Origin of the sequence: Marinomonas phaeophyticola (assembly GCF_026966905.1) — a bacterium.
Classification (GTDB): domain Bacteria; phylum Pseudomonadota; class Gammaproteobacteria; order Pseudomonadales; family Marinomonadaceae; genus Marinomonas; species Marinomonas phaeophyticola.
Map to the genome: position 1 here is coordinate 265,944 of NZ_JAPUBN010000013.1, position 20,601 is coordinate 286,544.

The window sequence follows — 20,601 nt, forward strand, 5'->3', positions numbered from 1 at the left end:
AAAGTGTTTGTGATTCGTCTTTACTATGATGCTTGCTTTTCCTTGGGAGGATAAAAAGGAGAATGATTACCTAAGGTTTTTGAAGTGGATAACAGGCCTAAAATATCCTGATCAAGAATAGAGAACAGATCACTAAAGTCATTTATTGCAAAGTATAAAGGTTGAATGATATCAATGCGATAAGGCGTGCGTAGGACGGTGAGTACATCAAACGGTTGAACGGTGGGTTTGTCGGATAAGCAAAATTGCGTCTCCCCAATGGATGATAAGATACCTCCGCCATAGGCTCGTAATCCGGATTCAGTATTCAATAGGCCGAATTCAATAGTGAACCAGAATAGGCGGAATAAGCGTGAACGGTCTTTGGGGTCCGCTTGTAATGCGAGTTTTCCGAACTTTTCCATAAAATCAGCGTAATTTTGATTACTTAATAATGGGGTATGTCCATAAATTTCATGGAAAATATCCGGCTCTTCTATGTAATCAATTTCTTCTGGAATTCGGATAAAAGTGGCTGCAGGGAAGCGTTTATTGGCTAATAAAGTGAAAAATTCTTTAGGTTGGATAATGGCTGGTACCGGTTCGACCCCCCATCCCGTGGCTTTACTAAGAATACGATTGATGTCGGGGATCTGAGGAATACGATCGGTAGGGAAGTCTAGTAGCGCCAATCCGTCGAAGAAAGCGTCACAGGCTTTACCTTCGATGATCTTGCTTTGTCTTTCAACCAAAATTGACCATGTTTTATTTTCTTCATCAGACCATTGAACGTATCCGTGCTGATCAACAGGTCTTGAAATATAAGTATGACCTTTCATTTTGAGACTCTCCGTAACGTGTTATGACCTAGGGCCAACAATCACTTTTTGTTTATTTTTGTTTTTTTAACTATATTACGAGATCGATAAAAAAATGAACTGAAGGCGTTGATTGCCACAGTCGTCGCGTTAAAAAAGTGTATATAAAATTGTACAGTCAATTCTACTTTGTGAAAGAATAGGTCTAGCTCAGTTTGTTTTTATTCTTCTTCTCCTGCGTTTGATTTCTTCCTGTATTTTTATGTGAAAATATTTTAAGTTATTGATTATAAATATGAAAAATTGTTCGCGATCAGTTTTTATTGTGTGTTTTTTGAGACTCCAACTACAATGAAAATGATGGGAATGGTTCGTAGAGTATGGTTCAAAGGAGTGGCAATATTGTCATGATCTCCTTTCTAGAAAGGACGACAAGTGAAGAGGGCGATTAAGGCGATAGTGGCTGAGGAAAATAATATGGGTAGAAATATTTGATTTATGAGTGACCAATAAGGGCGAAAAGAGAGTCCTTACTTGATAGAGTCTTCCCATTGAAAGAGAGAGGTGCAGTGCAGGCATTTTTTCTAGGAAAAAACACAAGGTCGTGACTTATCCCTACAAAAGTACCATTGTCGATGGTGAGGTTGTCGGCCTGAAGACCGACCTACTTTGATTTGCTTTACCCTCGGCAATACGCTCATTATCCCGACAACAGTGAGGTTAAGTGATTGCTGTTTTTGGCAATCACTTAACAGCGAGATTAAGAAGTAATTATTTATTTCTTCTTAATGGCTTTTGGATTAGGTAGGTCCGTAATGGTTCCGTTTGCCAATTCCGCTGCGAGACCAACGGTTTCATTTAATGTAGGGTGTGCATGGATGGTTAAAGCAAGGTCTTCAACTTCGGCACCAAACTCTATGCCTAAGCTTAACTCGCCTAATAATTCACCTGCATTCTTGCCGACAATACCGCCACCAAGAAGAGCCCCATTGTCTTTGTTATAGATCAATTTTGTTTTACCTTCACTCCGGTTTGCTCCTAATGCACGGCCACTTGCTGCCCATGGGAAAACGGCCGTAGAGAAGTTTAAGCCTTTTTCTTTTGCTTCCTTCTCTGTTAAACCTGTCCAAGCGACTTCTGGATTCGTGTAAGCAATGGATGGGATTGTTAATGGTGCAAAGTAAGCCTTATGTCCAGCAATAACCTCCGCCGCAACATGGGCTTCATGAGTCGCTTTATGGGCTAGCATTGGGTTGCCTACGATGTCACCGATACCAAAAATATGAGGAACATTTGTACGTTGTTGGTCATCTACTGGGATGAATCCTCGTTCATCTACTTTTATACCTGCGGCTTCGGCATTAATTGAATCACCGTTTGGTTTACGGCCAACGGCAACAAGAGCGGCATCAAACTTCTCTGTCCAGGTGTTGCCTTTAGCGTCTTCAGCGGTCACGTAGAGCGCATCTTCTTTCGCTTCTATACCGGTTACTTTGGTACTCAAACGTACATCAAAACGTCCTTTGTTATAGTTTTGATACACTTTTACAAGGTCTTTATCGGCGGCTGGAATCAATTGATCCGCAAACTCAACCACACAAATTTCACTGCCTAATTTTTGGTAAATGGTTGCCATCTCTAGACCAATGATACCGCCACCTAGAATTAATAAACGAGGTGGGATTGCGCTCAATGTCAGCGCGTCTGTGGAATTCCAGATACGAGGATCTTCAGGGATAAAAGGTAAGGAGACTGGTCGAGATCCAGCGGCGATAATGGCATTCTTGAAGTGGATACGTGTTTCTTCTCCATCCTTTATCACGCTTAATTCATTGGCACCAACAAACGAACCGTTGCCATGAATGGTGCGGACTTTACGGCCTTTTGCCATGCCTGCCACGCCTTGAGTTAATTTGCCAACGGTTTTGTCTTTAAATGCGCGGACCTTGTCTAGGTCAACCTCAGGCTTGCTGAATGTAATACCGATGTCTTCGGAGTGCTCTGCTTCAGTCAGGACTTCAGCAACGTGCAGTAAGGCTTTGGAGGGGATACAACCAACGTTTAAACAAACGCCGCCTAAGGTGTCATGACGTTCTACCATCGTGACGTCCATTCCTAAGTCAGCGGCTCGAAACGCAGCAGAATAGCCACCAGGACCTGAACCCAATACTAAAACGTCTGTTTCAATTTTTGTCATCAATTTTCCCCTTACTGTTTGTTGAGTTTGTCCTATAGGACATAACGATCGTAAGTCATAATAACACGCTCTTTAAGGAAAAAAGAAACCTCCTTTTATAAACGCTGAGTATCAAAGGATATTCAATATTTTTGGGAAAAGGTAAAGAATGAGGATGTTAATAGGTTACTTATAGATAAACTCATTAACGTAACAGACGCCTTCTCTTTCGTGGATTCCAACGATCATAAAGACTTCATTTTTGTCAAAAATACCTTTCCAAATATATCTTTTACCGTTGGGGTGCCTTTCTGGATGATCAGGATCGCTTATTCCTTTTATTTCTCCTAGAAACGCCCTATCTTGATAGTGACCTAAATCTTCACGTATTAAATGCATGTCTTTCTTAAACTTGGAGGCGCCAAAGTTGATAACATCTCTTTCTTCAAATCTGTGGATAAATAAGTCGTAATTAAGAGTGGCTTCTGCTTCGAGCATTTCATCAAGGTATTGTTCGGCTATGTTCTTAGAATTCATATTGAGTTCCTTTCTTATATGACAGTGTAAATTTTTCTTTGACGTTCGTATCTAATATAGGTGGGATTTGGGTGTTAAACAAAAAAATAGCCAATAAAAAAGGTGCCTTGTTAGCACCTTTTTTGGAATGGATTATCTTTATTTTACTTACTGGCTGTTATCAACCATATAAGTAACGGCACTTTCAATTTCTTCGTCTGAACAGGTTGAACAAGTACCACGGGCAGGCATTGCATTAAGGCCATTTAGGGCATGGCTTAATAATGTGTCCATACCTTGAGCAACACGAGGGGCCCAATCATCAGCATTACCAAATTTAGGTGCGCCAGCGACACCGATGGAGTGACAAGCCGTACAAAATGCACCGTATACGTCTTCACCAGAACGTGGGCCATCTGATGTTGCTACAGCGGCTGAAGCGACTTCACATTCTTCTCCAGCGATACAAACATTACCAATAGGTGCAATACGCGCCGCTATTTCTTCAGGGCTTTGACCGTAGGCATTAACAGTCGAGCTAAGTAGGGCAGAAAAAGACGCAACAGCAAAAAGTGCTAATACTTTGCGGCTAATAATTTGGGTTAGCAAACTCACAATGAATTACCTCGATCAAAAATATATCTAGTTAGAATTTAAACCGCGTCAGTATAGCGATAAATGCATTTTGGGGAAACCTTGGAAGTTGGATTTTAAGATTAAAATACTGTGATATATCAAAGAAAGTCTTAGTTATCACGACGAAATAGTTGACTTATGTCTAGATAGACGCCTTTTAAACGTAGAATTATCTTTCTTTTTTACGCATTTAAACGTAAAAATACTTGTGATTTTATTTATATCATCTAGATTTAAGGTGTTATTTTTAATAGAAAATTCATGGTTAAGAGGAGCTATCTTTGAACCTAAAAATCAGTCAACGGATTATGATTGTTGTGATCTTGTGCGTTGCACCTAGCCTTTTTCTAGCTGTTTTTAATGCTTATAAAAGCTACCATGATTTTTTAGATCAATTGAATAGTGATGCAGAAAATTTTGCAGAGCAGCTGACTGAGCAACATATTAATCAAATACAGGCTGGAAAGGAGATTCTTGCCGTTTTGTCGACGTTTTCTGAAATTCAAAATCCTATTTTTTCAGGTTGTCAAACGTCAGTAAAGAGACAAGTAGACCTTTTTCCTGCATTTTCGAATATAGGGGTTCCATTGAGAAATGGGGACTTGCTTTGTAACGCCACCCCCTTGTCTCAGCCAGTCAATGTGGCTGATCGTCCTTATATCAAGCAGGCCATTCGAACCAAATCGGTATCCATTAGTAATTTATTATTAGATCGAACCCAAGGCCAATATTCTATTAATATGGCGCATCCAATTATCAATACACAAGGAGAGGTAACGGCTTTGGTCGTTGGTGTAATGCCGTTAACCTGGTGGAAAAAGAGTTTAGAAAAAATCAATGATAATGGCGTTAGTTTGGTTTCTTTTATTACCGATATTGATAATCGAGTTATTTCGAGTTATGGGGTCAATGCCCCTAATGTGGGCGAAATTTTTGTTTGGAACGAGCATTCTCATAGTCACAGTGTAGAAGACAAAACTCATCATTATAGAACCAATAGTTCAGAGAACTTTGACGATTTTATTCTTTCTAAGAGACAGGTAACATTAGGAGAGGGAACTGGGAGTGATTATTTAACCTATTGGATTGCATTACCTAAAAAGTCAGGGTATGAAAATGCGGTCTCTAAGCTAATCAACGACAGTGTGCTTGTTCTAATTGTTCTCATTGTCACTTTACTATTGATTTGGATAGCGGCAAGAATGCTATTTTTAGATCCATTACGTCGTTTTGCATCACAACTTTTCCCTTCAAATAGTCATGATCATCGAAAAAAATCAAAGCTTTCTATGATGGAGTTAGATGAAAGTATTAAAGATGTGATTAAACGTCAAAAAGTGACTTCAGCCACCTTATCTGATACTGAGCATCAGCTTCTAAATGCTTATAAAAAGCAAGATCTGTTATTGAATAGTTCTCCCATTGGCTTTGTTGAAATTGATTCTCAGGAGCGTATTTTGACATGGTCAGATCGCTGTGAATCTTTATTTCATATCTCAGAGAAAGAGGCTCGGAATCTTTATTTGTATGACTTACAGAGTATTGTTGCAGACCGACAATATAATGACTTATCCGAATTGATTAGTGCCGTAAAAAGCCATAAAAACAAAGGAGAAATCATCACTAGCAGTAGTTGTTTTCTTGAAAAGCAACCAACAAAACTCTATTTCCAATGGCATCTTTCTAAATTAGATGCCGAGTCTTCAGGCGTGTCTACCATATTAACGGTAGAGAATGTCACTCAACAGCAGGTCCAGAAACAAGTACTGTCAGAAAGAGCAAGTAATGATTGGTTAACAAAATTACCGAATCGTTATTCTATTATCGAATCGATAGAGGACCTTATTTTATCACCTGACACCGATCGTTTTGCATTGGTGTTATTTGATCTCAATGGATTTAAATATATCAATGATAATTTTGGTCATGATGTCGGTGATGATTTGTTAGTTAATCTGTCTATTAGAATGAAAAATTTATTATTGGATAACGAAGTGATTGCTCGTTTAGGCGGTGATGAGTTTCTATTATTATTAAATGTTGGGTTAACGGCTACTCCGATACTCGAAAGAGCAAATGCTCTCCACAACGCGTTTTTTCAGCCAATAAAGGTAAAAGAGAGAACATTTCGGTTTTCAGCAAGTGCGGGCGTTGCTATTTATCCTCAGGATGGCGTGGAAGCGAAGTTATTGATAAAACGCGCCGATATGGCTATGTATCAAGCGAAAGAAGCTAAGCGTTCCGCTTGTGTGCTTTACAGCCTTGAAATGGAGAAAGACGGTAGAGTGCGTTATGAGCTAGAGACCGAACTTAGACGTGCGATTGAAATGGATGATTTCATGGTTTATTACCAAGCCATCGTTGATTCTAAAACGCATAAGGTGACTAGCTTTGAAGCTCTGATTCGCTGGCAACACAGAGACCAAGGATTTATTCCCCCGAGTGTTTTTATACCTATTGCAGAGGATGTGGGTCTTATTAATGAAATAGGGCTTTTTGTTCTAAAAAGAGTCATTAATGACCTTGATTATTTAAAGGAGACGTTTGGTTCTTCTATTCAAGTAAGTGTCAATTTATCACCTAACCAACTGAAAGATTCGGAACTAACAGATTACCTTTCAGCACTGGTTGCCTCTGAACCTTCCATTACTCAATATATGGTGTTGGAGATCATTGAAAGTGTCTTTGTGGATGATGCATCTGTCCATAGGATAGAGCGTCTGAGAGCCATGGGGTTCTTAATCTCTTTGGATGATTTTGGGACTGGCTTCTCTAGCTTAAGTCACATTTCCAGAATGCCGATTGATATTTTAAAAATTGATCAAAGCTTTGTCAGTAAGATGTTTGATACTGAAAGGGATCAAAAATTATTGAAAAATATAGTTACCATTGCAAAAGATTTAGATTTAAAAACGATTGCTGAAGGTGTTGAAACAGAAGGTCAACAAGCTCTGTTATCTGCAATTGGTTGTAGTTCTTTGCAGGGATACTTGTTTGCTCGTCCAGTACCAATAGAATCATTGGATGTTTCGCTTCTAAGTTCGAAAGTCAGTGAACAATCTTAACTTCTATATTATGAATTTTAATAAAAGCTACACCGTTTATAAGGAATAACTTTTATTAAAATCATCATGAAAAAATGTCTAATAATGTGCTTCTAGCTTGCTATCTATTGATTACTAATTTTGATTAAAATCTTCTAATATTTTTTGATAAACCCCATTAGACTGAATCGTAATTAACCCCTGATTAAATGCATCTCTTAATGCGTCACTATTGGGAATGCTTTTTGATATGAGGAGATATAAGTCATTTTGCTCTAATGGTGGCTGCACTAACTCTAGGGACATTGGGTCGATGCCAAGTCCTTGAGCGACGGCTCTAGAGGCGGATAAATTATCCGCATATAAATCTATTTCACCTTGACTTAGTGCTATAACGGCGGCTTTTGTCGTGTCGAATCCGGTTAAACTATTGAATTGAAAAGAGTCGTACTCTTTACTTACAACACCGCCGGCAACTTTACCCATTTTGTAACTGTTTAGTTGGTCGAAAGAGGTAAATAAGTCTAAATCTAAATTTTTAGTCTTTACTAGGCCACTGAGGACAGTGTAAATAGGAATAGAGTAGTTATACACTTTTTGTCTTTCTTCTGAAAAGTAGCCGCCGACAATAGCGTCTTTTGTTCCTGCTTCAACGGTTTTTAATGCCGTATTCCATTCCGTAAATTCTATCTCGCTGTCATAGCCTGAGGCCGCTAGCGATTCTTGAACAATAGCTGTTACAAAACCATTTCTATCGAGCTCTTCAGCATAAAATGGTGCCCAGTTCATGGTGGTTAATTTTATTGTTTCCGCATGACTGACGGCAGATAGAGAGCAGCATAATGAGATAACGCAACCAAGAGTTTTTTTCATAAAATAATCCTAATCAAGTTTTTTAGTATGTTTAAACAAATAGGAATATTTAAAAAACATGCTTTTATATCATTAATCAAGTACCTAATTTTATGAATTTCAATAGATAACTAAAACTACTATTTATTGATTACCTACTGTTTTTATTGGGTCTTATTTTATATTTTTAATTCCATTTCGTTATATTATATATCGATTTATTATATTGGTTGCTCCATATCAATGGTGTTAAATGCTCAGCGCTTTAGAGACATTAACGTTTATAAAATGAGATATAAGACGCCGATAATGAAAGAATAAGAGAAACACAAAAAGTGATTTGTACAACCAAAAGTAACAAGGGGTAATTCTCAGGTTGAATGGCGACATCTCCTAGAATCAGAGACATCATCATTAAGACAAAGGCGGTGCTGAACATATTTCCCATGGTACGGGAAAGGTTCATGATGGAAGAAACGATACTAAGCTTATCTTTAGATACGGAACCTAAAGCAGAGCTATTATTGGGAGTAGAGAAGAGTCCAAAGCCAGTACCAAGTAAGGCAAGCCCTATAATGATAAAAGCCATTGACGTATCCATGTCTACCCACACTAATACCATAAAGCCTGATGAGAACACCAATCCTCCTGCCGTCGTGATGACTCTAGGGCCATAGATATCAGATAAGCGCCCTGTAATGGGAGACAGAATCATCATGATAACGGTTTCAATGAGAATCATACTACCTGCTTCACTAGGGGATAAATTGTGTATGTATTGCAAATATAAACTTAATAAAAAGACGATAGGAAAATTGGCTGAATACATCAATAGACTAGAATAAATAGAGCCAACAAGCGCTTTATTGGCTTGTAACGCCTGGATTCGAATTAAAGGGGCTTTAGCTTGATTTTGATGTTTAATAAAGACAATAAATAATAAAATGCCAATAACAGAATAGAATATGTGTAAAGGATCAGGTAGTTCCGAAACGCCAATAAAAAAGGCGCTCACACTGAGGGCAAATATCAAACTACCGACCCAATCAATAGGATCAGATTCATCGTTTTTCCAATCACCTTTTACGTTGGTAACGATTAAAAAGAGTGCCAACATCATTAAAGGAATAGGGATCCAAAATACCCCTCTCCAATTAATGTGCTCGGTAATCCACCCCCAATGACAGGGCCGCAGCTTAACCCTAGATACACCATTGATGATGTAATACCGATGGCCGTACCTCGATTTGAATTGGCGAAAACGGCACTAATAATGGCTAATCCTGTCCCAAAAATGAGAGCCGTACTTAACCCTTGAAACACTCGTAAAATTAATAAAGCTTCAATATTTTGAACAAGAAAAACACTTAAAGAAACAAATGAGAAACCGGTACAACCAATTAGATAGAGTTTCTTACGACCTTTTTTGTCAGCTAAACGCCCTGCGGGTAATAAAATGATAATAGAGCCCCACAAAAGAGCAGAAGGAATCCAGCTTACAGAAACCGCATCGGCATTGAGGTCTCTCGCTATTGAAGGAATGGCAATGTTCGCGGCAGAAACCATCAGAGTAACAACAAATAAAGCGAGACAAACGCTGATTAACACTAACCACCGTGCTCGAGGATTGTTGTCATAATAGGTTTGTTGATGTTCCGCTGACATGTTACCTCCTTAAATAAAATGGATTAGCAGTATAGTCATAGACGTTCAAAAATTCTTTATGTTTAGGGAAAAGATCTTAATTGCTTCTTAATCGATAATGACCTGTTCTCCATTGTGTTTTTTAGGTGAGAAGAACTAAATAAAACGGATTTAGATTGCTCAATGACGGCTTTTGTCTGGGTTGTTTCTGCGGGTCTTTAGAAAAGGTTTGTTTTTATCATAAAGTAACGCGAACTGAGGCGCTTTCGTCTATATTGATTGTGATTTTATGATAAGCCCATTTTTCTTATGTTAGGAGGAAGTATGATTTCTTGTGGACAATACGATTATATAGAGATTGCGTGCATGCATCATTATCCGGTGACGTTATTCCTAAGTACCGAGGAGGTTGTCCAAGGCATTGCATTGGATACTAAGCGTAATGAAATGAAAAAAGAGTGTGTATTGGTTGATGCTGATGGAATTCACGTTTTAGTGCTTCTTGATACGATACAAAAAATGCTCATTAATATTGATAACCCTCATTTTAAAGAAGTGGTTTTTAGCGAATAGCCTATATTTGACATTACTTAGCCGCCATTTCCTCCTTTTTTACCCTATTCATTGGTGTAAAAGCATTGTCGTGCTGATTTGTAGACTCCATGATAGAGATTATCAAGATTCCCTTATTAATGGTTATATCTTTATCTATAGGAAAAGATTATGTCTACCCCTTCAACAAGTGGTTTTAATACACTTCAAAAACTGTGGCCTTTTCTGCGCCCTTACAAATGGGTATTGGCTGGTGCTTTAGCGGCTCTTGTCGTGACGGCTGGAACCACCTTAACGATGGGGAAAAGCATTCAGCTGTTGATTGATCAAGGCTTTATTGGTGAATCTTTAGAGCAGTTGAACCAAACGTTAGTCTGGATGTTTGTGGCTGTTGTATTTATTGCCGGTGGAACTTTTGCTCGTTTTTATCTAGTGACTTGGTTGGGAGAGCGAGTCACGGCAGATTTAAGGCAAGCCATTTTTAATAAGATTATCACCTTGCATCCTAGCTATTTTGAAGAGAACCGATCTGGCGAAATTATGTCTCGTTTAACAACGGATACGACCTTATTGCAATCTATTATTGGGTCCAGTTTAAGTTTTGCTTTACGTAGTTTTGTGATGATGCTGGGTGGTCTAGCCATGCTGTTTATTACTAACATCAAATTGACCTTAATCGTATTAGCGGTTGTGCCTTTAGTGTTGATACCTATTATTGTTTTTGGTCGTCGAGTGCGGACTCTTTCACGTAAAAGCCAAGATTCCATTGCGGATGTAGGAACCTATGCAGGGGAGATTATCCAGCAAATTAAAACCGTGCAAAGTTATCGGCATGAATCGTTTGAACAAGTGGCGTTTTCGGCTGAAGTAGAAAAAGCCTTCTCTGTGGCGAAACAACGAATCTTACAACGCTCTACTTTAATTTCGGTTGTTATTCTTCTTAGCTTTACTGCGATCGGAAGCATGTTATGGGTTGGTGGTTACGATGTCATGAATGGCAATATGACAGGAGGGGAGTTAGCGGCTTTTGTATTTTATGCTTTGTTGGTGGCTAGTGGTGTGGCGTCGGTTTCAGAAGTGTTAGGGGAAGTACAACGGGCCGCGGGAGCCACAGAACGTCTAATTGAATTGATGGATGAGGAAAGTTTAATACAATCACCTACCGTACCCGCGCCTTTCTTAGCGTCTCATGCTATTCATTTAACGTTGGATAAGGTGAGCTTTCAGTATCCTTCTCGCCCAGACACGGCGGCATTATTAAATGTGGATTTAGAAATAAAAACCGGTGAATCTGTGGCGATTGTTGGTCCTAGTGGTGCGGGTAAATCAACGCTCTTTGAATTGTTATTGCGTTTTTATGATCCACAACAAGGACAAATCTTATTAAATGGAACCGATTTAAAAGCGCTAAGCCTTGATGATGTTCGCCATCAAATGGCATTAGTGCCACAACAACCAACCTTATTTAGCAGTGATGTTTGGCACAACATTCGCTATGGCAAACCGGATGCCAGTGACGAAGAAGTCAAAGCGGCGGCTAAATCAGCTTATGCTCTTGAATTTATAGAAAAACTACCGCAAGGGTTTGATAGTTATTTAGGTGAAAATGGGGTGCGATTAAGCGGTGGGCAAAAACAAAGAATCATTATTGCCAGAGCCATTTTAAATGATGCCAATATCTTATTGCTAGATGAGGCGACCAGTGCGCTAGATGGAGAAAGTGAGTTTAAAGTACAACAAGCCTTAGATAAAGCGATGGAAAATCGCACTACGTTAATTATTGCTCATAGACTATCTACAGTGAAAAATGCGGACAGATTAATCGTAATGGATCATGGAGAAATAGTTGATATGGGGACTCATGCTGACTTGATGAAAACGTCCTCCTTGTATCAAAAGTTAGCAGAAAGGCAATTTTCTGAATAAGTTATAGCGTTAATAGTTCTCGCGCTAATTAAGGTGGGGGCTATGGTAGTGAACGAGTCTTGATACGTTGTTTATCATGGCTTATGCAAATCGTGAATGTAAAGCTAGCCGTATAAATAAAGCAAAGCCACTATTATGAAAGTATTAAGAAGCGTGGCTGATGAAATGTATAAAAGTGTTATTTTAGTGATTCATGATATCAATATTGCCGCTTGTTATAGTGATGAAATTATTGCTATGAAAGACGGCATGGTGGCTCACCAAGATACACCAGAGGTGATTATGAGTAGTGGGGTCTTGAGTGAACTTTATGATATGCCCTAAACAGTAGAAACGCTTAAAAATAAGCCTGTCTGTCTCTATTATTTATAGACTGAGCTTGTAGAGAGAGGAAAGCAGTCGCTTAGGCGTAATTCCTATTTAGGTCGCTACGATATATTTAGATAAGTTCATGAAAAAAAAACATGTCAAAAAATATTGCGATGCTATTTTTATTTATAAAATATAATTAAATCATATAGTTATGTTGTTAATGTTTTTTTGTTCTGATTGATTTTAAGCCTTCAAATTTTTAGCTATACCCCCATTAATAAATAACTACTTTGCCTTGCCTTTTAGACTGGATACTCTAGCTGAATTATACGAAAAGGCAGAATAATGAATCATTCACACGCACTTACTAATACCCCGATAAATTCTCATATCGTTACTGAGCAGTTGAATCAAGCCAACCTGACAGCCTTGTCAGGGGCATCTATTCGAGAATTAGTTTCATTGGTAAATAAGATTGAGCAACAATCTGGTCAGCACTATATTCGAATGGAGATGGGCGTACCAGGTCTTCCAGCCCCTATGATTGGTATTGAAGCCGAGATGGAGGCGTTAAAGCAGGGGGTTGCCTCAAAATACCCCATGATTGAAGGCATTCCTTCATTAAAAAAAGAAATGAGTCGATTTTGCTCTCAGTTTTTAGATATTCAGGTTGAGGAAGCGACTTGTTTTCCAACAGTAGGTTCTGCACAAGGAGCATTAGCGACTTTTTTAGTGGCGAATCGTATTCGTAATGAAGGTGGTACACTCTTTATCGATCCGGGATTTCCGAATCAGAAGCGCCAACTTGATATGATAGGGCAATCTTGGGGAAGTTTTGATGTATACAATCATCGGGGAAGCAAGCTGAAGCAAGCACTGGAATTGCACCTTTCAACAGGTAAGTACACCACTTTGCTTTATTCAAATCCAAATAATCCTGCATGGATTTGTTTTAACGATGAAGAGTTAGCCATTATTGCTGACGTGGCTGATCGCTATGACGTCATTGTGATTGAAGATTTAGCTTACTTTGGTATGGATTATAGAGACGATTATTCGATTCCAGGAGAGGCTCCCTATCAACCTACGATAGCAAAATATACGGATAATTATGTGTTACTGATTTCTAGCTCCAAAGTGTTTAGCTATGCTGGACAGCGTATTGGTAGCATGATTATTTCGAATATGTTGTATCACAGAGTGTTTCCTAATCTAAAAAAATATTTTGGCCATACTCAATATGGTAAAGCCATTACTTTTGGAGCCTTGCACGGATTGTCTTCAGGCGTAACGCACTCGACGCAATATGGTTTAGCTGCGATGTTGAAGGCCGCGAATGATGGTACATTGCCGTTTCTCAACTTGACTCAAGTTTATGAAAAACGTGCCGCAGTGATGAAAGCGCTGTTTACACATAATGGTTTTGAGATTGTTTATGCTGAAGATAATGGAAAACCGTTGAGTGATGGTTTCTATTTTACGGTTTCGTATCCTGATATGGATGGAGACGAGTTATTGAAGAACCTTCTCTACTTCGGAATCAGTGCTATTTCCCTTGCTAATACTGGTTCAGAGCGTATTGAAGGTGTTAGAGCCTGTGTATCTCAAGTACAGGATAATCAATTATCAATACTTGAGGAACGGTTAAACGCATTTTCTCAGCGGTTTGTACGCTAGGTTTAGACATTAAGTAAATTAAGTAAGCCCTTTAACGAAACCTATGAGTCTCCCATTGCTAGGTTTCGTTTTTTTTATAGGGTAAGAGAACTATTCATTTTTATGAGAATAGGTTTTTACAGTTGAAGAAAGTGGCGCCTTCTAACAGTCGCTCAAAAGAGTACTAGCCCCATCATTCCGAATGCCACGACCACAGCCATCATTCCTCCATATCGCCAGTTTGAACGGGCAAGCTGGAAGTTATCTACACCGTATTTTCCTGATATAGACAGATTAATCCCTGACAATGGACTAATGGCGGTTCCAACAGCCCATGAACTTAGAGAAACGAACGCCAGTAGGGTGTTGTCTGCACTGCCTGCTGGAACAAATGAACTCATTAATGAAATACCAACTATGGGATGTAGCCCTAATAAAGAGATTCCGCAAATCCCGATAAAGCAGATAAGGGCTTCACTAAAGCCAAAACTTGTAAACAGTGACCATTCGTTACCAAATGTGCTCATTAATGCCAGACTAATTGCTTTACTAAGAAAGCCAGCAGATAAAAATAATGCGATCTCATTCGCCATATTAGGTAAGCGAATATGAATATGATCTCGAATACGTGATCTTGTGTGATTTCCGCCGGTTTTTAAGGTTAAGTAAATCACGACAGATAAGGGACTAAGTAAGGTAACAATAGATAGGATTGGCGTTTGCGTCATAATAAAATAGTGAAATACGATCACTAATAATGCCAACATCACAGGAAAAAATAAGGAGTTTACGGCAATTGGGAAGCCTGAAAAAGAGGCTAGATGATCACGCCTTTTTAATTCCCAAAGAGACAGCAGACAAGAACAAATGGCCATCGGGATCCCTATCATAGCAAGATTATGAAATTCGGCATCAGGTGCAATCGATAGGGCCACAGCGACCGATGCAAAAAATGGAGACCATAGCCCCGCACTGGTTAATGCTCTTACAAGCATAGAGTATTGAGGCATGGTCATTTTTCCGGTTGGTCTTTGTAGCTTATCACCAACAAAAAACGTCGCAGACATATTAATAACAGCCCCCAGTAAGTGAACGCTGAGCCAGGTGTACAAGGCGCCTTTAATGCCTAAAACAGGGGGCGATTGTTTGGCTGTATCAGGAAGCAGAGCTAATAGAGAAACGCCTGTAAGCATGGCTACTATGCCTAAATTTCCTTCAAGTAGAGAGCTCAGATCAATGCTTTCCGCTAAATAGAGATGGTAAATAAGAGCGACTCCGCCAGCGCCAATGAGAAGTCGGATTTGACTTTTATTACGTTGGTTTAATCGCTTCCAAGAGACGATAAAAACACCCCAATAACAGAGGGCAGAGAAACCATATAACCACTCAAAATAAGGAATTAAGGACAATAAAAATAATCCACAACCAGCGACAACACCGTATCCTGAAAATGTATGGATAGAGAATGGCGAATGGTGCTTTTTTGAAAACATAATATTCCTTAATAAAATCGCGCGGGAGAAAAAGGTGATGCATCAATAAATGTTGGTTGCTGAGAGATCATTTCAGCGATTAATCGTCCTGTTGCAGGTCCTGTACTGAAGCCAATATGTTGGTGACCAAAAGCTAACCAAATATTGTCTTGATTAGGACATGGGCCAATAGCCGGTAATGAGTCAGGCAATGTTGGTCGATTACCTCTCCACTCGGTATTTTCAATAGGAGCCCCTAAATACGTACTTTGCTGAGCCGATATTGATACTTTATCAAGCTGAACAAAGGAATCCGGTGCCGTTTTGTCGTTGAGCTCGGAGCCACTAGTAAGCCGGTAACCTTGAGTTGTTGGCGTCAAAACAAATGCACTGTCTACATCATAAATGGGACGAGTTAACCTAGGCCCTTCAGGGAACTGATAGTGTCTATGATACCCACGCTCAAAACACATTGGTATGGGTTTTGATACGCATTTAAGCAGATCATTAGACCAGGGACCAGCGGCTAAAACCACTTTATCTGCTAGGTATGACTTTTGGCCATGTAGGGCAACTTGATTTCCTTCAATTGACAAGCTCTGTATGCCATCACGTATTACCTGTCCTCCAAGTTTTACAAAAAGATTAATATAGCTTTGAGTGACTTCACCTGGATGATCTACTGATACGGCATCTTTAATATGTAATGCACTGCCATAAATGTGCTTTAAAGCCGGTTCTAATATTTGAATTTGTTGTGCGTTTAATATTTCAAAGTTGATACCCAGTTTATTGTATATCGCTTGCTCATAGTCAGTGGCCATTGCACCTTCTTCAGAATGAAAGAGTTTCAACCATCCTCCTTCTCGTAGTCGTGACATCCCCGCTGATCTTGTTAACCACTTCTTATGTTCGTCTAATGACACTCGAATAATTGAATCAAGATAGCTAATGTTTCTTTCTGATTTTTTTCTAATGATTGATATAAAAATTGGCTTGACCAATTTATATTTTTTATTAAATATAAATGATTAAGTTTTACGGCTGGATTTTTGTTAAATATATATTTTTTAAGATTAGGAATTAAGTTCTTATTATTAATTAAATATGCTGAACTTCGAGTGATTACACCAGCATTTCCAAAGGATGTTTCTTTAACACTATTTTCTTTATCAATTAATGTGACCTTGAAACCTTTTTCAAGTAAATTTAAGGCACAACTTACACCAACAATACCTGCACCAATTACATAAACGTTGATCATTTGAAAAACCTTTGATTAAATTAATTAAAAACTAAACTGTGGATTCATAAAAATGAAAAAAATAAGTAAACCTTTCTCTCTTGGTGTTTTAATGCTTAATACCCATTTTCCTCGGGTGATGGGTGATATTGGCAACCCAGACTCTTTTGCATTTAATGTACTTTATGAACGAGTATCATCAGCTAAAGTAAGCGCTATCGTCACTTCAGAAGGTGTTCACTCCGATATAAAAAAAGACATTTTTGAAAGTATAAAATCTTTAGAAAACAAAGGGGTAGATTTAATAGTAACAACCTGTGGTTTCTTGGGAGAAATGCAGGATGAATTAAAAAAATCTACTAATGTACCAATATTAACCAGTTCTCTATTGACTCTTCCATTTGTTCGAACCTTTATAAATAAAGAGAATGACAAAGTAGGGGTATTAACTTTTGATGCAAAAAAACTAAACGAAAAACATTTTGGAGGACACTATAAAAATGATGTTGTCATTGGTGATATTCCTAAAGATGGAGAGTTGTATAAAACCATTAAAAATGATTATCTTAGTTTAGATGTCGTTAAATCAGAGGAAGAGGTTGTTTCTTCTGCTTTGAAATTAATTGAAAATAATAAAAATATAAAAGCAATTGTATTGGAGTGTACAAATTTATCTCCTTATATTGATGCAGTTAAAACAGCAACAAATTTACCTGTTTTTGATATCATTCAAGCCATTAACTGGTTTAGAGAGACAAAATCAATCTAAACCAGTTAATGAATAAGGGGGAGGCTAAAAGTCTACCCCATTGCATTTGGTAAGAAAGTCACTATTTCCGGAAACCAAACGAGAATAAACACAGCGGCAATCATAATGAGAAACATAGGAAATGCCGCTCTCGCTATGAATGCCATATTGTGGCCTGTCATGGATTGCAATACGAAAAGGTTAAATCCTACTGGAGGAGTGATCTGAGCCATTTCAACCACAACCATCAAATAGATACCAAACCAAATCATGTCAAATCCTGCCTGACGTACTAAAGGTTCAATAACGGCCATGGTGAGCACGATGGAAGATAGACCATCCAAAAAGCAACCGAGAACAATATAGAAAAGCGTTAAGAAGATAATCAGAGTTAAAGGAGACAGCTCAAGCGAACCAATTCCTTCAGCGAGTTGACGTGGTAAACCGGTAAACCCCATTGCAAGTGAAAGAAAATGGGATCCCATTAATATGAAGGCGATCATGCTGGAGGTTTTTACGGCCCCCATTAAAGATGCTCTAAAGTTCTCCCAATTCAAGCTTTTCTGACCGGCGGCAATAAGTAATGATCCTACGACACCCAAAACCGCGGCTTCAGTAGCGGTTGCAATGCCTGTATAAATAGACCCAATGACGCAGAGAATAAGAGTCAGGATGGGCAACAGGCTCACCAGAGCACTTATCTTTTCTTTAAAATTAAATGATAGGTCTTTGGTATCACCGCTTTTGTTGTATATGGAATTAATCGCAATAAAAGCCATGAAAAGGCCTGCTAACATGAGCCCAGGTAAAATACCGGCGACAAACAGCTTTGCAATCGATTCATTAACTGTTACAGCATAAATGATGAGGGAAATAGAAGGCGGTATTAATAGGCCGAGTGTACCAGCACCCGCTAGAGTTCCTACTATCATGCTTTCAGAGTATTTTCTTTTCTGCAGTTCGGGTATCGACATTTTACCAACGGTTGCGACGGTGGCGGCGGATGAGCCAGATATGGCCGCAAACACAGCAGAACCTGTGATATTCACATGCAACAGACCCCCTGGAAGTTTGTACATCCAAGGAGTTAACCCTTTAAACAATGATTCAGACAGCTTGGTCCTAAAGAGTATTTCTCCCATCCATATAAAGAGAGGGAGCGACGTGAGTGTCCACGAAGATATAGATCCCCAAATGGTGATCGCCATGGAGTCACCAACAGGTCGGCTCGTAAATAATTCCATCCCAATGATGGCACAACCAATTAAGCTTGCACCGACCCATACTCCAGAACCAAGTAGGAAGAAAAGGACGCTTAAAAATACGATGATGAGTACAATTTCGTTCATTTTACACCTAATAGGTCAGTTGATTCATTTGCCGTGCCTTTTTTAGCCATCACACAATATTCGATTAAGGAATGTACGAGGCTAATTGCTAAAATCACAGTACCAAAGGCAACAACACTTTGCGGAATCCATAAAGGTAGAGCAATTGATCCATCACTTAGTTCATGAAAGTCCCATGAAAAATAAGTCAGTCTAACCATGTAATAGGAAAGGTAAGCGGTTACTAAAGCGGTAACGGCGAGGGCGAAAATACTGGCAACTTTTTGTCCTATAGGCGTTAACATCTCTACAAAGAGCGTTACCTGAATATGCGCTTTGTTACGGAAGGTATAGGCAAGTGCTAAACAGTTTGACGCTCCCATGAGATAGCCTGCGATTTCGGTAAGTCCTGGGACATACAAGCTAAGCAATCGACTCACAATACTTGTAATAACGCATACTGTCATGGCAACTAAGCACAAAGCCGCTAAAGCACCTGCTGTTTTATACAGTTTATCTAAGGCGGATAATAAATGTGGGGTAAACATAAAGGAGTGATCCGTTTTTATTAATTGAATACAAAGAAGAGCCCATTTGAGCTCTTCTTTAAGCGCTTTTACATCGCCTGATAAGTATCAATAATATCTTGACCTTCAGAACCGGAGTCTTTTAACCAGTCTAGGGTCATTTTTACTCCAATTGCTTGTAGCTCATCGGTCAAGGTTGTACCCGCATGCTGGACTTTCATGCCGTTTTTCGCTAACTCTTCTTTATACCAGTTCGCTAACTCTTCTGCTTTTAACCAACCTTTTTTCTCCGCGGTAGCGGATGCGTCGAGAATAATTTTTTGGGTTTCTTCAGAAAGTGAATTCCATGAGCGTGTGTTAACGAACACCATATTTTTTGGTAGCCATGCTTTTACGTCATACCAATAGTCCACACTTTCCCATAGTTTTTGATCGTATCCTGTTGAGCCTGAGGACAGCATACTTTCTGCTACTCCCGTTGCAAAAGCTTGCGCTACTTCAGCGGCTTCTACTTTGGTTGGGATTGCCCCCATAAGCTCCGCTATAGTGGAAGTGGCTGGATTGTATGCACGGAATTTTAATCCTTGCATATCCGCGATAGAGTTAATTGGTTTGTTTGCATATAAACCTTGTGGTGGCCATGGAACAGAGTAAAGTAACTTAAGCCCATGCTCTTCAAGTGTTTCTTCTAATGCGGGTTTAGACGCTTGATAAAGATTCCAAGACGATTCATAGGTTGTTGCTAAGAATGGAATAGCATCGATTGCGTAGATGGCACTTTCATTACTGAGAGCAGAAATTAAACGTTCTCCAACTGGCGCTAAACCACGGCGTACCGCACCATAAATTTCACCACCTTTAAATAACGAGCCCGAAGGGTGTGTAATGAACTTCACTTCGTTTTGTTTACTGGTTATTTCTTCAGCGAACTCTTTTGCAATAACTGAATGATAGTTTGAAGAAGAGTAGGCTAACGGCATATCCCATGTTTCAGCTGCAAATGAAATACTTGAAAGACAAACGGTTAATCCTCCGATTAGTGTTTTTTTTGTATGTGTTAGGATCGATCTTTTCATTTTTGATTCCTTAATGTGAGTTTTTTTTAATTGCAGTTTTAATATAATCGGCTTGCCTGAACTGATGCATCATAAAAAGTGATAAATTTTTTCTTT

General features: G+C 39.0%; 17 protein-coding genes and 1 pseudogene. 6 read left to right on the plus strand and 12 right to left on the minus strand.

Annotated features, from left to right (window positions below):
- Positions 1-23 precede the first annotated feature (23 nt).
- From phhA to O1D97_RS07370, 4 genes are all read right to left on the minus strand, one after another.
- On the minus strand, positions 24-818 hold the full coding sequence (gene phhA, locus O1D97_RS07355; RefSeq protein WP_269124286.1) for a phenylalanine 4-monooxygenase: 795 nt from the start codon (positions 816-818) through the stop codon (positions 24-26).
- Positions 819-1,572: 754 nt separating this feature from the next.
- Positions 1,573-2,994 carry a dihydrolipoyl dehydrogenase gene (gene lpdA / locus O1D97_RS07360; RefSeq protein WP_346433182.1) on the minus strand — a complete coding sequence of 474 codons (1,422 nt, stop codon included), beginning with the start codon at positions 2,992-2,994 and terminating at the stop codon, positions 1,573-1,575.
- Positions 2,995-3,159: 165 nt separating this feature from the next.
- The gene (locus O1D97_RS07365) at positions 3,160-3,510 is read right to left on the minus strand and encodes a hypothetical protein (RefSeq protein WP_269124290.1); all 351 of its coding nucleotides are present in this window, start codon (positions 3,508-3,510) and stop codon (positions 3,160-3,162) included.
- Positions 3,511-3,657: 147 nt separating this feature from the next.
- Positions 3,658-4,104, minus strand: a complete 447-nt coding sequence (locus tag O1D97_RS07370) for a c-type cytochrome (RefSeq protein ID WP_269124292.1) — start codon at positions 4,102-4,104, stop codon at positions 3,658-3,660.
- A 302-nt stretch (positions 4,105-4,406) separates the two neighbouring features.
- Here O1D97_RS07370 and O1D97_RS07375 point away from each other — a divergent pair, with 302 nt between their 5' ends.
- Positions 4,407-7,190, plus strand: a complete 2,784-nt coding sequence (locus O1D97_RS07375; RefSeq protein ID WP_269124293.1) for an EAL domain-containing protein — start codon at positions 4,407-4,409, stop codon at positions 7,188-7,190.
- Between the two features lie 114 nt (positions 7,191-7,304).
- Here O1D97_RS07375 and O1D97_RS07380 read toward each other — a convergent pair whose 3' ends face one another.
- A complete protein-coding gene (locus O1D97_RS07380; RefSeq protein ID WP_269124295.1) occupies positions 7,305-8,042 on the minus strand; it encodes a substrate-binding periplasmic protein in 738 nt (245 codons plus the stop codon).
- 253 nt (positions 8,043-8,295) lie between these two features.
- A pseudogene (locus O1D97_RS19860) lies at positions 8,296-9,686 on the minus strand (MFS transporter).
- Positions 9,687-9,989: 303 nt separating this feature from the next.
- Between O1D97_RS19860 and O1D97_RS07395 the strand changes: the two are divergent.
- The 4 genes from O1D97_RS07395 (at position 9,990) to O1D97_RS07410 (ending at position 14,132) form a co-directional block, all read left to right on the plus strand.
- Positions 9,990-10,238, plus strand: a complete 249-nt coding sequence (locus O1D97_RS07395; RefSeq protein ID WP_269124300.1) for a Rho-binding antiterminator — start codon at positions 9,990-9,992, stop codon at positions 10,236-10,238.
- 150 nt (positions 10,239-10,388) lie between these two features.
- On the plus strand, positions 10,389-12,143 hold the full coding sequence (locus O1D97_RS07400; RefSeq protein WP_269124302.1) for an ABC transporter transmembrane domain-containing protein: 1,755 nt from the start codon (positions 10,389-10,391) through the stop codon (positions 12,141-12,143).
- A gap of 135 nt (positions 12,144-12,278) precedes the next feature.
- Positions 12,279-12,467 (plus strand): ATP-binding cassette domain-containing protein, encoded by a 189-nt coding sequence (locus O1D97_RS07405; protein WP_269124303.1) that lies wholly within the window; start codon positions 12,279-12,281, stop codon positions 12,465-12,467.
- 333 nt (positions 12,468-12,800) lie between these two features.
- Positions 12,801-14,132 (plus strand): pyridoxal phosphate-dependent aminotransferase, encoded by a 1,332-nt coding sequence (locus tag O1D97_RS07410; protein WP_269124305.1) that lies wholly within the window; start codon positions 12,801-12,803, stop codon positions 14,130-14,132.
- A 152-nt stretch (positions 14,133-14,284) separates the two neighbouring features.
- Here O1D97_RS07410 and O1D97_RS07415 read toward each other — a convergent pair whose 3' ends face one another.
- From O1D97_RS07415 to O1D97_RS07425, 3 genes are read right to left on the minus strand one after another with little or no spacing between them, the layout of a single operon-like run.
- Positions 14,285-15,604, minus strand: coding sequence for a hypothetical protein (locus O1D97_RS07415; RefSeq protein WP_269124307.1), 1,320 nt, complete (start codon positions 15,602-15,604; stop codon positions 14,285-14,287).
- 8 nt (positions 15,605-15,612) lie between these two features.
- Positions 15,613-16,464, minus strand: a complete 852-nt coding sequence (locus O1D97_RS07420) for an NAD(P)/FAD-dependent oxidoreductase (RefSeq protein WP_269124309.1) — start codon at positions 16,462-16,464, stop codon at positions 15,613-15,615.
- Between the two features lie 35 nt (positions 16,465-16,499).
- Positions 16,500-16,847, minus strand: coding sequence for an FAD-binding oxidoreductase (locus tag O1D97_RS07425; protein ID WP_269124310.1), 348 nt, complete (start codon positions 16,845-16,847; stop codon positions 16,500-16,502).
- Positions 16,848-16,899: 52 nt separating this feature from the next.
- On the opposite strand from O1D97_RS07425, the gene O1D97_RS07430 reads away from it, so the two are divergent.
- Entirely contained in the window at positions 16,900-17,595 is a 696-nt protein-coding gene (locus O1D97_RS07430; RefSeq protein WP_269124311.1) for an aspartate/glutamate racemase family protein, read from the plus strand.
- 32 nt (positions 17,596-17,627) lie between these two features.
- On the opposite strand, the gene O1D97_RS07435 is transcribed toward O1D97_RS07430, so the two are convergent.
- The 3 genes from O1D97_RS07435 to O1D97_RS07445 form a co-directional block, all read right to left on the minus strand.
- A complete protein-coding gene (locus tag O1D97_RS07435; RefSeq protein ID WP_269124313.1) occupies positions 17,628-18,923 on the minus strand; it encodes a TRAP transporter large permease in 1,296 nt (431 codons plus the stop codon).
- The gene (locus tag O1D97_RS07440; RefSeq protein WP_269124315.1) at positions 18,920-19,450 is read right to left on the minus strand and encodes a TRAP transporter small permease; all 531 of its coding nucleotides are present in this window, start codon (positions 19,448-19,450) and stop codon (positions 18,920-18,922) included. Before O1D97_RS07440 ends, O1D97_RS07435 begins: the two co-directional genes overlap by 4 nt.
- A 68-nt stretch (positions 19,451-19,518) precedes the next feature.
- The gene (locus tag O1D97_RS07445) at positions 19,519-20,505 is read right to left on the minus strand and encodes a TRAP transporter substrate-binding protein (RefSeq protein WP_269124316.1); all 987 of its coding nucleotides are present in this window, start codon (positions 20,503-20,505) and stop codon (positions 19,519-19,521) included.
- Between the last annotated feature and the right edge of the window lie 96 nt (positions 20,506-20,601).